Origin of the sequence: Kribbella sp. NPDC023855 (assembly GCF_040639475.1) — a bacterium.
In the GTDB taxonomy this organism is placed as follows: domain Bacteria; phylum Actinomycetota; class Actinomycetes; order Propionibacteriales; family Kribbellaceae; genus Kribbella.
This window is the reverse complement of record NZ_JBFAAA010000003.1, coordinates 842,328-855,111: the sequence shown is the minus strand read 5'-3', so window position 1 is coordinate 855,111 and position 12,784 is coordinate 842,328. Positions and strand designations below refer to the sequence as shown.

General features: G+C 68.6%; 9 protein-coding genes. 8 read left to right on the top strand and 1 reads right to left on the bottom strand.

Annotated elements, in window-relative coordinates; all coding sequences use genetic code 11:
- The first annotated feature begins 36 nt into the window (after nucleotides 1–36).
- Nucleotides 37–1,233, top strand: a complete 1,197-nt coding sequence (locus tag AB0F51_RS15010) for a Gfo/Idh/MocA family oxidoreductase (protein ID WP_360279543.1) — start codon at nucleotides 37–39, stop codon at nucleotides 1,231–1,233.
- Nucleotides 1,234–1,242: 9 nt separating this feature from the next.
- Here AB0F51_RS15010 and AB0F51_RS15005 read toward each other — a convergent pair whose 3' ends face one another.
- Nucleotides 1,243–1,920 (bottom strand): GntR family transcriptional regulator, encoded by a 678-nt coding sequence (locus AB0F51_RS15005; protein WP_360279540.1) that lies wholly within the window; start codon nucleotides 1,918–1,920, stop codon nucleotides 1,243–1,245.
- Nucleotides 1,921–2,001: 81 nt separating this feature from the next.
- Between AB0F51_RS15005 and AB0F51_RS15000 the strand changes: the two genes are divergently transcribed.
- From AB0F51_RS15000 to AB0F51_RS14970, 7 genes are read left to right on the top strand one after another with little or no spacing between them, the layout of a single operon-like run.
- Nucleotides 2,002–4,845: a UxaA family hydrolase gene (locus tag AB0F51_RS15000; protein WP_360279537.1), complete on the top strand. Its 2,844-nt coding sequence runs from the start codon at nucleotides 2,002–2,004 to the stop codon at nucleotides 4,843–4,845.
- 23 nt (nucleotides 4,846–4,868) lie between these two features.
- A complete protein-coding gene (locus tag AB0F51_RS14995; RefSeq protein ID WP_360279534.1) occupies nucleotides 4,869–5,759 on the top strand; it encodes a fumarylacetoacetate hydrolase family protein in 891 nt (296 codons plus the stop codon).
- A complete protein-coding gene (locus AB0F51_RS14990; protein ID WP_360279531.1) occupies nucleotides 5,756–7,210 on the top strand; it encodes an aldehyde dehydrogenase (NADP(+)) in 1,455 nt (484 codons plus the stop codon). The genes AB0F51_RS14995 and AB0F51_RS14990 overlap by 4 nt, the downstream gene beginning before the upstream one ends.
- Nucleotides 7,211–7,242: 32 nt before the next feature.
- Nucleotides 7,243–9,192: a dihydroxy-acid dehydratase gene (locus tag AB0F51_RS14985; RefSeq protein ID WP_360279528.1), complete on the top strand. Its 1,950-nt coding sequence runs from the start codon at nucleotides 7,243–7,245 to the stop codon at nucleotides 9,190–9,192.
- The gene (locus AB0F51_RS14980) at nucleotides 9,192–10,499 is read left to right on the top strand and encodes a DUF2088 domain-containing protein (protein WP_360279525.1); all 1,308 of its coding nucleotides are present in this window, start codon (nucleotides 9,192–9,194) and stop codon (nucleotides 10,497–10,499) included. The genes AB0F51_RS14985 and AB0F51_RS14980 overlap by 1 nt, the downstream gene beginning before the upstream one ends.
- Nucleotides 10,496–11,380: a U32 family peptidase gene (locus AB0F51_RS14975; protein ID WP_360279522.1), complete on the top strand. Its 885-nt coding sequence runs from the start codon at nucleotides 10,496–10,498 to the stop codon at nucleotides 11,378–11,380. Before AB0F51_RS14980 ends, AB0F51_RS14975 begins: the two co-directional genes overlap by 4 nt.
- Nucleotides 11,377–12,771 carry an FAD-linked oxidase C-terminal domain-containing protein gene (locus AB0F51_RS14970; RefSeq protein WP_360279519.1) on the top strand — a complete coding sequence of 465 codons (1,395 nt, stop codon included), beginning with the start codon at nucleotides 11,377–11,379 and terminating at the stop codon, nucleotides 12,769–12,771. The genes AB0F51_RS14975 and AB0F51_RS14970 overlap by 4 nt, the downstream gene beginning before the upstream one ends.
- The last annotated feature ends 13 nt before the right edge of the window (nucleotides 12,772–12,784 follow it).

Below are 12,784 nucleotides of genomic sequence, written 5' to 3'. Positions count from 1 at the left end.
CTTACATGGGTGAAGAATGTGTGATTGCCTGGAGGCATGAGCATCAGTATCGGCGTGGTCGGAGCCGGCCAGTTCGCCCCCTCGTTCCTGCGGTTGTGGTCCGCCCATCCCGACGTCACCGACGTGCGGCTGACCGACGTGCTGCCCGACCGGCTGGCCGAGATGGCCGCCAAGCAGGGCGTCTCGATCACCTACCAGTCGTTCGAGGAGATGCTCGCCTCCGACGTCGACGCGGTGGCGATCTTCACCCAGCGCTGGCTGCACGGCGAGATGGCGATCCAGGCGCTCGAAGCCGGCAAGCACGTCTACTCCACCGTCCCGATGGCGATCGAGGCCGACCAGATCGCCCGCATCATCGAGCTGGTCAAGGCGACCGGCCTGACCTACATGATGGGCGAGACCAGTTTCTACTACCCGTCCTCGGTCTACTGCCGCCAGCGCCTGGCCGCCGGTGACTTCGGCCGCGTCTTCTACAGCGAAGGCGACTACGTCCACGACATGGATCTCGGGTTCTACGCGGCGTACCAGTACAGCGGTGGCGAGGACTGGAAGAAGACCGCCTCGTTCCCGCCCATGCTGTACCCGACGCATGCCGTCGGCAACGTCTTGTCGGTGACCGGCCAGCACGCCACCCACGTCTCCTGCATCGGCGTGCAGGACGACCGCGGCGACGGCGTCTTCGACAAGGAGATCAGTGCCTTCGACAACGACTTCAGCAACGCGACGGCGCTGTTCAAGCTCGCCGACGGCGGCATCATGCGGACCAACGAGATGCGCCGCGTCGGCTACCCGTCGCACCTGCGCGAGTCGCGGCTGCGTGTGTTCGGGACCGAGGGCAGCTTCGAGCAGCTCGCCACGACCACGCTCTGGCAGACCAAGGAAGGCGTCGAGGACGTCAGCCACCTGATGGAGACCAAGCCGAGCAGCTCACTGGACGACGACGACCTGGCGAACGTCGACCCGGCGCTGCGCGACGCGTTCCGCTCCGGTCTGTCGCCGGTCCACGACCGTGACCGCCTGCCGGCGGAGTTCGCCGGCCTGCACAACGGCCACGAGGGTTCCCACCACTTCCTCGCCGACGACTTCGTCCGCGCGGTGGCCGACAAGACCCTCCCGCCGATCAACGCCTGGGTCTCCGCCCGCTACACACTGCCCGGCATCTACGCCCACCAGTCCGCCCTGCAAGGCGGCGTCCAGCTGGAAATCCCAGATCACGGCGACGCGCCCGCGTAGTACCGGCTTCTACTGTTCGTAGACCTTTCGCAGCCGTAAGGACATCGAGTTGTCCAGGTGTTTGGTCATCGCGGCCTCGGCTGCGGCGGGGTCGCCGGAGGTGATCGCCTCGACAATCTGGCGGTGTTCGACCAGCACCTCGGGGCCGGTGTCCCGGTCGTAGTGGAGGCGGAAGATGTGCAGGTGGCAGTGGGTGCGCTGGAAAGCCAGCCGCACCTGCTCGCTGCCGGACAGTGCGGTGATCAGCGAGTGGAACCGATTGTCGTGCGCCGTGAGCGACTTGTACCCGGCGTAGTCCGCTGATGTCGGCTCGACCGCGGTCGCGAGCTCGGCGCGGAGGCGGTCGCGGCCGGTGTCGTCGACGAGTTCGGCGGCCCGCCGCGCCGCCCAAGGCTCCAGCAGCAGCCGGAACCGGTACAGGTCGTCGAACTCCTCGCGGCTCAGCAGCGGGGTGGCCCGGTAGCCCTTGAGCGGCTCCTTGTCCGCCAGGCCCTCCGACTCGAGCCTAGCCAGCGCCTCCCGGACCGGCGTGGACGAGACCTGGAAGTCGCGCGCCAGCCCGTCGATGGAGATCCGCGCGCCCGGCCGGATCGCGTGGTCCATCAGCATCGTCTTGATCGCCTCGTACACGTCGTCGGCGAGCATCTGCCGGCGCAGCAGCCGCCGGTCCTGCGGCTCCACTGTCATCGGGCCCTCTTCTCCAGGGACTGGTCATGCCCTTGACCCAGCCCGCCCAGTTCGGCAGGGTGGCATCGGTAATCATGCATCATGCACGATTCCATCCGAACCAGCCACCCGGAGGCGGAAATCACGATGCTGAGGTTCGACGAGGTCGGCGTCCTGCCCGAGCCCGGGGACAACGTCGCCATCTCCTCGCGCCGCCTCCCAGCCGGCACCGTGATCGACTTCGCCGGTACGCCGGTGACGCTGCCGCACACCGTGCTCGAAGGCCACCGCTTCGTGGCGAGCCCGATCGCGACCGGCGAGCCGCTGCTGTCCTGGAACACCCCGTTCGCCCGCGCCCTGCGCGACCTCGACATCGGCGACTACGTCTGTACGCCGACCAGCCTGGCCGCCGTGTCGGCCAGAGGGGTCGAAGGACTCCCCGCCGAGCCGAGCGCCGAGAACGAGCCCCTCGACCCGTACGAACTCGACGAGTCGGCCCTCAACTTCGGCCGCCAGGTCACGTCGGTGGAGCAGCCCGGGACGTTCCTCGGCTACCCCCGTGAGCAAGGGCCCGCGGGTACCCGCAACCACGTCGTACTGATGGCGACGAGTTCGCGGAGCAGCGGGTTCGTCACGGAGCTCGCACGGCGGTTCGATGGCGCTGAAGGGTTCGACGGCGTCGTACCGGTCGCGCACACCGAAGGCGGCGAGGACGGTACGCCGAACAACCTCCACTTCCTGCTGGCCACGTTGGCTGGGTTCGCCCTGAACCCGAACGTCGGCGCGGTCCTGATCGTCGACACCGAGGGGGAGTTGGTCTCCGGGCAGGCGATCAAGGACTTCATGGCCGAGCACGGCTATCCGGAGATCCGGGTGCCGCATGCGTACTTCACCAGGAGTGCGGGTTTCGAGGCTGATCTCACCGCGGCGGGCCGGCTGGTCGAGCCATGGTTGCCGGTGGTCGCCGCGCAGGAACGGCAGGAGGTCCCGCTCGCGGATCTCTGGATCGGCTTGCAGTGTGGGGGATCCGACGCGTTCTCCGGGGTCAGCGCGAATCCGCTGGCCGGTGCGGTCGGGCGCGAGGTGATCCGGCACGGCGGGATCGCAGTACTGGCGGAGACCGATGAGTTGATCGGTGCCGAGGGCTACGTTCTGAAGAACGTCCGGGACTTGCCGACGGCCAAGCGGTTCTTGCGGACCGTGCAGTCGTTCAAGGAGCGTGTTGGGTGGCACGGGCACACGGCTGAGGGCAATCCGTCCGGTGGGAACGTGTATCGCGGTCTCTACAACATCGTGCTCAAGTCGGTTGGGGCGGCGCGAAAGCTGGATCGCGACGTACGGCTGGACCACGTGATCGACTACGCGGAGCGGATGCCCGGGCACGGGTTCGTCTTCATGGACAGCCCCGGCAACGATCTGGAGTCGGTCGCCGGACAGGTCGCCAGCGGCTGCAACCTGATCTTCTTCACCACCGGGAACGGCTCGATCACCAACTTCCCGTTCGTGCCCACGATCAAGTTCGTCACCACTTCGGCGCGGTACGAGCTGCTACAAGCCGAAATGGACGTAGACGCCGGCCGCTACCTAACCGGCACCCCCATGGATGACCTAACCGCCGAGACCCTCGACCTCACCGTCCGAGTAGCCTCCGGCGAACCCACCGCCGGCGAACGAGCCGGCCACAGCCAAGTCTCCATCTGGCGCAACTGGCGCCAAACCGCCCCCCGCAAGAACATCTCCATAACCCCCAACGGCCGCCAAACCCGCTCGCTGACCGACCTCCCCCCAGAAGACCGAGACGCCCCGCTCCCCGGCACCCCACTCACGATCGCCGGCTACGCCGGCTCCCCGGTGGGCGGGGCAGTAGGAGCCTCCGCCCCCGCCGCGCCTGCTTCCGCCGCCGCCTCCGGCGCCGTGCTTCCCGGCTCCTCCAGCGCGCTTCGGCTCTTGCGGGTTGATGACCGGCTGGTGCCCGAGCCTGTCGGGCTCATTCTGCCGACGAGTTTGTGTTCTGGGCAGATTGCTTTGCGACTGGCTGGGCAGGGGGAGTTGGAGGGGTGGGCTGGGGAGGCGGTGACGCGGATGGTGGCGTTGCCTCATACGGAGGGGTGTGGGTCTAGCGGTGGGGCGTCTGAGGAGACGTTTGCCCGCACGATGCTCGGCTACCTGCTGCACCCGAACACCCGGATGGCGCTTCTCCTCGAGCACGGTTGCGAGAAGACGCACAACGACTATTTCCGATCCCGTCTCGTCGAAGCCGGCGCGGATCCGTCGCGATTCGGCTGGGCCAGCATCCAGGCGGATGGCGGCATCGACGCCGTCACCACCCGCGTCCGCGACTGGTTCAGCAGCTTCGACCTCCCCGCCCCCGAAGAGGTCACCGGCACCCTCGGCGCCCTGACCGTCGCCCTCGAAGCCCGCGGCCAACTAACCCCCGAGACAGCTGAAGCAATGGCCAGAGTCGGCCGCGAAATAGTCGCCGCCGGCGGCTCAGCCGTCCTCTCCTCCCGCGGCGCCCTCCTGGCCAACGAGACTTTCCGGTACGCCGCCTTCGGCTCTCCCGCCGCGGTCGAACCGACCATCGCCCACGGTCAGCGGTTCACCGCCAACGGCTGGCACGTGATGCGGATGCCAGGAACCGACTGGATGGAGACCGTCACCGGCTTCGGCGCCGGCGGAGTCCAGCAAGTGCTCGCACACGTTGCCGGTGGCACCTTGTCGGCCCAGCGATTCGTCCCGGTCGTCGAGTTCAGCACCGACCCCGAGACGGTCGTGCAGTACGGCGACGATCTCGACGCAGTTGCCTCAGGCAACGCACAGGAGCAGGCAGCGGTCGCGCTGGAAACCCTGGCCGCAGTGGCCAGCCGCCAACAGATTCCGAAGGCCGTTGCGTCCGGCAACGTCGGCTTCCAGATCACCCGCGGTCTGCTCGGCACCTCGATGTGACGTCTCTCGAAAGGTGGAACCACATGCACTTGGTCCGGTACCTACTCCCGGGACAGCGACCCCAGGTCGGTGTCCGAACCGGTGACACGGTGGCACCGGTCAGCGGGGTCGCCACCATGGCGGAGCTCCTCCGCCTGAGCGCGGACGAGTTTCGCGACGCGACCGACCGACGCGGGGACGGCGTACCGGTGGCTGAGGTGACCCTGCTGCCGCCGCTCGACGGGCGGGGCGAGGTGTGGTGCGCCGGTGTCACGTACGAGCGGTCGCGTGGCGCGCGGATGGAGGAGAGCACCGAGCAGTCCGTCTACGACCGCGTGTACTCCGCGCCGCGTCCTGAGCTGTTTCCGAAGTCGCCCGCGTGGCGGCTCGTCACCGACGGCGAGCAGATCGGCATCCGCGAGGACTCCGGCCACGACGTACCGGAACCCGAGCTGGCGATCGTCGCGAACAGCCGTGGCGAGATTGTCGGCTTCACCATCTGCAACGACGTCAGCTCCCGCTCGATCGAGGGCGAGAACCCGCTCTACATCCCGCAGGCGAAGGTGTTCGCCGGCGGCTGCGCGCTGGCGACCGGGATCCGGCCGGTCTGGGAGGTCGCGGACCCCAAGAACCTCACCATCGACCTCGCGATCCGGCGCGACGGCGCTGACGTGTTCACCGGTACGACGTCGACCAAACAGCTGATCCGCGAGCTGCAGGACCTGATCGACGTGCTGTTCGCAGGCAACGACTTCCCCGACGGTGTCGTGCTCGCAACCGGCACCGGGATCGTGCCCGAACTGGACTTCGCGCTGGCCGCCGGCGACGAGGTGGCGATCTCGATCAGCGAGGTCGGCACGCTGACGAATACGGTGGCAGTCGGCCGGGAACCTTTCGCCTTCCTGGCAGCACAGAACCTGGAGGAGACCCGATGACCCCCGACACCACTCCCGCCGAGCTCGAGCAGGCTCTCAGCGACGCCGCGGAGGCCGCCAAGCCGCTCGCCGCCTCCGAGCCCGCAGTACGGGCCGGGTGGATCCGTGCGGTGGCCGATGCGCTGGATGCCGCTGCCGACGAGCTGGTACCGATCGCGATGCGTGAGTCGTCGTTGCCCGAGGCCCGGTTGCGCGGAGAGGTTGCCCGGAGCAGCGGTCAGCTGCGGATGTTCGCCGACGCGCTCGCCGAGGGATCGTTGCTCGACATCATCATCGACACCGCCGACCCGCAGGCCAAGCCGGTACCGCGGCCCGATCTCCGGCGGGTGCTCGTTCCGCTCGGACCCGTTTTGGTGTTTGCTGCCAGCAACTTCCCGTTCGCTTTCAGTGTCTGCGGCGGTGACACCGCATCCGCGCTCGCGGCCGGCTGCCCGGTGGTCGTCAAGGCCCACCCCGGTCACCCTGAGCTGTCGGTGCGGACCGCTGAGGTGATGATCGAAGCGCTGCGTGCGGCTGGTGCGCCTGCCGGCACGCTCGGCCTGATCCAGGGGTACGACGTCGGCGTGACCGCGCTGAAGGATCCGCGGATCACGGCGGCCGGGTTCACCGGGTCGGTACCGGCCGGGAAGGCGCTGCACGAGATCGCGGTGACGCGGCCGGAGCCGATCCCGTTCTACGGTGAGCTCGGCAGCCTCAACCCGGTCTTCGTCACCCAGGCGGCGATCGATGCTCGCGGCAACGAGATCGCTTCCGGCTATGTCGGATCGTTCACGCTGGGCGTCGGGCAGTTCTGCACCAAGCCGGGACTGCTGTTCCTGCCGGCCGGTCACGGGCTCGAGGAGAAGTTGGCTGACGCAACCGGTCAGGTCGCCGAGGCGCCGATGCTGAACGACCGGATCGCGTCGGGCTTCTCGTCCGGCCTCGACCGGCTGCGCAAGGTCGACGGTCTCCGGGTGATCGCTGACGGCGGCGCGACCCTGCTCGGTACGACGGTCGCCGAGCTGCTGGAGCGTCGCGAGGAGATCCTGGAGGAGTGCTTCGGCCCGGTGTCGATCGTCGTCGAGTACTCCTCGGTCGAGGAACTGACGGCGGCGGTCGAAGCCTTCGAGGGCAACCTCACGGCGACCCTGCACGGCGAGGAGTCGGCGGACGCCGACCTGGCCCGCACGCTGCTCCCGAAGCTGACCGAGCGCGCCGGCCGGGTCCTGTGGAACGGCTGGCCGACCGGTGTCGCGGTCGCCTGGGCCCAGCACCACGGCGGCCCGTTCCCGTCGACGGTCGGCTCGATCCACACCAGCGTCGGCGTCACCGCGGCCCGCCGCTTCCAGCGCCCGGTCGCGTACCAGGACCTCCCGGACACAGTCCTCCCCGAGGTACTCCGCAACGCCAACCCAACCGGCATCCCACGCCGCATCAACGGCACCGTCACCACCACCGAAGTCCCCCGATAACCCCGGCCCACCCCACCGCGGAGGCTTTCCCCATGACCGACCCGAACGACCCGAACTACCCCGCAGTAGCCGACCCCAACGACCCCACCCCCACCACCAGTGGTGGTGAACTGCAGGAGAAGGCGGGCCGCCCGGCTGCCTCCGCCGGAGGCGGCGAGCCGACGCCGGAGAAGACTGGTCGCCCGGAGGGCGCACCCCCGAGCACCACCGGTGCATCGGCGCCCAGCGGCACCTCGCCTTCCTCTCCCGCCGCCGCAGGCGGCGGCACGGGTCGCCGGAGCTTCGATCACTGGTTTGGGGAGAAGGATCGGAACGGGTTCATCCACCGGTCGTGGATGCGGGCTCAGGGGTTCTCCGACGAGGTGTTCGACGGGCGTCCTGTGATCGGGATCTGCAACACCTGGTCCGAGTTGACGCCGTGCAACGCTCACCTGCGCCGCCTGGCCGAGTCGGTCAAGCGGGGTGTGTGGCAGGCCGGCGGGTTCCCGCTCGAGTTCCCGGTGATGTCGCTCGGCGAGACGATGTTGCGCCCGACCGCGATGCTCTTCCGCAACCTGCTCAGCATGGATGTCGAGGAGTCCCTCCGCGGCAACCCGATCGACGGCACCATCCTGCTGACCGGCTGCGACAAGACCACCCCGGGATCGATCATGGGTGCGGCGAGTGTCGACCTGCCGACCCTGGTGGTGACCGGCGGCCCGATGCTGAACGGCAAGTTCCGCGGCTGCGACATCGGCTCCGGTACTGCGGTCTGGCGGTTCACCCAGGACGTCAACGCCGGCCGTATGACGCAGGAGGACTACGCCGCCGCCGAGTCGGGCATGTCCCGCAGCAACGGCCACTGCATGACGATGGGTACGGCGTCCACGATGGCTTGCATGGCCGAGGCGCTCGGCCTTCAGCTGACCGGCTCGGCCGCAATCCCAGCCGTCGACTCCCGCCGCTATGCGATCGCCCAGCAGGCCGGCCAGCGCATCGTCCAGATGGTCGAGGAAGACCTCAAGCCGAGCGACATCCTGACCCGCGACGCGTTCGCGAACGCAGTACGGGCGAATGCCGCGATCGGCGGTTCGACCAACGCAGTGATCCACCTGCTCGCGATCGCCGGCCGGGTCGGCGTCGACCTGACGCTGGACGACATGGACGAGTGGGCTCGCGGCGTACCGTGGCTCGTCGACCTGCAGCCGTCGGGCAAGTACCTGATGGAGGACTTCTACTACGCCGGCGGCCTGCCCGCGGTGATGCGCGAGATCCTGCCGCTGTTGAAGGCCGACGCGATCACGGTGACCGGCAAGACCATCGGCGAGAACGTCGCGAACACCGAGCGAACTGTCGACACCGATGTCATCCGTGCCGTCGGCAACCCTCTCGGTAGCGGCGCCGGAACCGCAGTACTGAAAGGGAATCTGGCTCCGGACGGTGCCGTGGTCAAGCAATCGGCAGCGTCGGAGAGATTGTTGCAGCATCGCGGTAAGGCGCTCGTCTTCAGCAGCATCGAGGAGTACGACCTGGCCGTCGACGACCCGGATCTCGATGTCGACGAGGACACCGTGCTCGTCCTCCAGAACGCCGGGCCGCGCGGCTACCCGGGTATGCCCGAGGTCGGCAACCTCACCATCCCGCGCAAGCTCGCCGAACAAGGCGTCGAGGACATGGTTCGCATCTCGGACGCCCGGATGAGCGGTACGGCGTACGGGACGGTGGTCCTGCACGTCACGCCCGAGGCAGCTGTCGGCGGTCCGCTGGCACTGGTCCGGACCGGCGACTGGATCGAGCTGGACGTCCCGGCGCGGAGGTTGCACCTGGACGTCTCCGAGGAGGAGCTGGCCAAGCGCCGCGCGGACTGGCAGCCGCCACCCGCACCGACCGATCGCGGCTGGGCTCGCCTGTACGTCGATCACGTCACCCAGGCCAACCTCGGTTGCGACCTCGACTTCCTCGTCGGCCGCACCGGCTCGGCCGTAGCCCGCCAGAGCCACTGATGTCCTGGGGCCCGTTCGAGGCGATCCGTGGCCTGCGTCCCGCCGGGGTACTCCCGCAGGTCACACCGGTCCGCCGCCTGCTCCCCGACGTCCCCACCGAGGCCGACCCGTACTCCGCTGCGCAGGCCGCGCTGGCTCCGTTGGCCGGGTCGGTCAGGCCAGGGGCGCGGATCGCGGTGACCGCAGGGAGCCGGGGCATCCACGATCTGGTGACGGTCGTCCGGGCCGCAGTGGACTGGTTGCGTGCGGCCGGCGCCGAGCCGTTCGTCGTACCGGCGATGGGCTCGCACGGTGGCGCGACGGCGGACGGGCAGCGCGAGATGCTGGCGGGTCTCGGGGTGACACCCGAGTCCGTCGGCTGCCCGATCGAGGCGACCATGGAAACGGTCGTTCTGGGCCACTTGGAGGACGGGACTCCGGTTCACCACGACGCGCTGGCGGCCGCGGCCGACGGGGTGTTGCTGATCAATCGGGTGAAGCCGCATACCGACTTCCACGGTCCGGTCGAGAGTGGGCTGGGCAAGATCCTGGCAATTGGCCTGGGCAACCATCAGGGCGCGGCCGCCTTGCATGCGGGCGGGATCCCGGCGCTCGGGTCCGCGATCGAGTCGGCGGCTCACCTGGTGGTTGCCGCTGGCAAGATCCTCGGCGGTCTCGCGATCATCGAGAACGCCTACGAGAAAACTGCATCGGTTGAACTGGTGGTTGCCGAAGGCATCGCCGGGCCGGCAGAGAATGCCCTGCTGCAGTTGGCCGGAAGTCTGATGGCCCGGTTGCCGTTCGACACGCTCGACGTGCTCGTGGTGGACGAGATGGGCAAGGACAAGTCCGGCACGGGGATGGACACGAACGTGATCGGGCGGTGCTGGGTGCACGGCATCCCCGAGTTCGAGTCGCCGTCGATCGCGGCGATCAGCGTGCATCGGCTGTCAGAGGCGTCCCACGGCAACGCTTCGGGGCTCGGGCTTGCCGACGTGATCCCGGCCTCGATGCTCGATCAGCTCGACCTGCGGACCAGCTACGTGAACGCGCTGACCTCGGGTGCCGGGGGAGCGCGGCGATCACGGATGCCGATGGTGCTGGAGGACGACGCGGCCGCAGTACTGGCCGCGGTGACGATGAGCGGGCGGCGGGACTGGAGTGAGCTGCGGCTGGCGCGGATCGCCGACACGTTGTCGCCGAACGAGTTGATGGTGTCGCCCGCCCTGCTGGACGAGGTGGCCGAACGGTTCGATCTGGAGATCACCGGGACCGCGCGGGACCTGACCGACGCGACCGGATCGCTGACTGGCTGGGGAGAAGGATGAACCTGCGGGAAGCCCACGCGCTGCTGGCCGATCGTGGCCTGATCACACCGGCCCAGGACTTCGCCTCGACGCGGCGGTTCGGCGACGGAGCGCAGTACAAGGTGGAGATCCCGAGTTGCGAGGGGCCCGCGGTGATGCGGACTGTGCTCGACGAAGCGACGGCGCGCGGCGTCACGATCGACCGGGTCTCGCAGGGCAGTGGCGTGATGATGCTGACCGACGAAGAGATCGACGAGATGCTCACGCTCGGTGCCGCTCACGATGTCGAGGTTTGTCTCTTCCTCGGTCCGCGCGGCGCCTGGGACACGGGCGGTCAGGCGAAGGTCTCGGCGGCTGTCGGTGGGGTTGCGCGTGGCAACGACATGGTTGCCGCGTCGCTGTGTGATGCCTACCGCGCGGTGGAGCTCGGCGTCCGCAGTCTCCTGGTGGGGGACATCGGCGTACTGGAGCTGCTCGGCCTGTTGAAGAAGGAAGGCGAGCTGCCGGCCGACCTGGTGCTGAAGACATCCGTGCTGATGCCGTTGCCCAACGCATCGACCGCGGCGCTTTACGAGCGGCTTGGCGCGACCAGTCTGAACGTGTCGACCGATCTCCCGATCAGCGTGCTGGCCGAGATCCGTTCGGTGACGAGCGTCCCGATCGACATGTACATCGAGGTCCCGGACGATCAGGGCGGGCACGTGCGGTTCTACGACGTACCGGACGTGGTGCGGGTGGCGGCGCCGGTCTACCTGAAGATGGGACTGCGGAACGCGCCGAACATCTACCCGGCCGGCGAGCACCTGGCCGCGACGGCCGAGGCGCTCGGGCGCGAGCGGGTACGCCGAGCCGCGCTGATCCTGCGGCTGCTGGCCGAACAGGATGAGCAGGACGACGTATGAGCGCTGCGCTGATCGACCGGCTGCGCGCCTCGCTGGGGGAGAAGGCGGTCGTCACCGATCCCGACGTACTGGACAGCCATCGCAATGACCACGCGAGCTTCTGCGTGGCCGGGGTGCCGCTCATGCTGGTGCGACCGTCGTCGACCGCCGAGGTGCAAGAGGTGGTGCGCGCGGCAGGGGAGTACGGCGTACCGGTGGTGACTCAGGGCGCGCGGACCGGGCTGTCCGGTGCCGCTAACGCGATCGACGGGTGTCTGCTGCTGTCGACCTCGCGGCTGAACCGGATCCTCGAGATCTCGGCGGAGGATCAGGTCGCGGTCGTCCAACCGGGTGTGGTGAACTCCGAGCTGTCGCGAGCCGTGCTGGAGCAAGGGCTGTTCTATCCGCCGGATCCGTCGTCGTGGGAGATGTCGACGATCGGCGGCAACATCGCCACCAATGCGGGTGGGTTGTGCTGCGTGAAGTACGGCGTGACGGCTGACTTCGTGCGCGGGCTCGAGGTGGTGCTCGCGTCTGGCGAGGTCGTGCGCACTGGTCGACGGTCGGTGAAGGGGGTCGCGGGGTACGACCTGACGCGGCTGATGGTCGGCTCGGAGGGAACGCTGGGGATCGTCACGGAGGCGACGCTCGCCCTGCGACCTACTCCTGAGGCCGCACTGACCGCGGCTGCGACGTTCCTTTCCATCGAGGCCGGGATCGCCGCTGCGGCCGCGGTGATGGCGTCTGGCCTGCGGCCTTCGCTGCTGGAGTTTCTCGATGGGCCGACCGCTCGGGCGATCCAGAACTATCGCGACATGGGGCTGCCTGCTGATGTGGGTTCGCTGTTGATCGCGCAGTCGGATCGCGGCCCGCGGGCTGCTGAGGATGTGGCTGAGATCGCCCGCATCTGCACGGAGTTCGGCGCAGTCGACGTGGCGGTTGCCTCCGATGCGGAGGAGTCGCGGATGTTGCTGGAGGCTCGGCGTCTGGTGAACGCCGCGCTGGAGCCACTCGGCGTGACGCTCGTGGACGACGTCGCAGTACCGCGCAGCAAGCTCGTCGCGTTGCTCGACGGGGTTGCGGAGATTGGCGCGAAGTACGACGTACTGATTTGTTGCCCTGGGCATGTTGGCGACGGCAACATGCATCCGACGGTCGTCTTCGACCGCGACGACCCGGCCGCCGAGGCTCGCGCCTTGGAGGCCTTCGGCGCAGTGATGGAACTCGGTCTCGCCCTCGGCGGCACCATCACCGGCGAACACGGCATCGGCACGTTGAAGGCCCGCTGGCTCGAACAAGAACTCGGCCCAGTCAGCCTCGACCTGCACCGCAAACTCAAACACGTCTTCGACCCGACCAACCTCCTCAACCCCGGCAAGGTCCTGCTCGGCAAGGTCGATCGAGCGAGCTGAGAGTCTCCCTGCC

Excerpts from the sequence above, each read along its gene's own strand:
- AB0F51_RS14975 (WP_360279522.1), top strand. The coding sequence starts at position 10,496 with ATGAACCTGCGGGAAGCCCACGCGCTGCTGGCCGATCGTGGCCTGATC.
- AB0F51_RS15005 (WP_360279540.1), bottom strand. The coding sequence starts at position 1,920 with ATGACAGTGGAGCCGCAGGACCGGCGGCTGCTGCGCCGGCAGATGCTC.
- AB0F51_RS14980 (WP_360279525.1), top strand. The coding sequence starts at position 9,192 with ATGTCCTGGGGCCCGTTCGAGGCGATCCGTGGCCTGCGTCCCGCCGGG.
- AB0F51_RS14970 (WP_360279519.1), top strand. The coding sequence starts at position 11,377 with ATGAGCGCTGCGCTGATCGACCGGCTGCGCGCCTCGCTGGGGGAGAAG.
- AB0F51_RS14995 (WP_360279534.1), top strand. The coding sequence starts at position 4,869 with ATGCACTTGGTCCGGTACCTACTCCCGGGACAGCGACCCCAGGTCGGT.
- AB0F51_RS15010 (WP_360279543.1), top strand. The coding sequence starts at position 37 with ATGAGCATCAGTATCGGCGTGGTCGGAGCCGGCCAGTTCGCCCCCTCG.
- AB0F51_RS15000 (WP_360279537.1), top strand. The coding sequence starts at position 2,002 with ATGCACGATTCCATCCGAACCAGCCACCCGGAGGCGGAAATCACGATG.
- AB0F51_RS14990 (WP_360279531.1), top strand. The coding sequence starts at position 5,756 with ATGACCCCCGACACCACTCCCGCCGAGCTCGAGCAGGCTCTCAGCGAC.
- AB0F51_RS14985 (WP_360279528.1), top strand. The coding sequence starts at position 7,243 with ATGACCGACCCGAACGACCCGAACTACCCCGCAGTAGCCGACCCCAAC.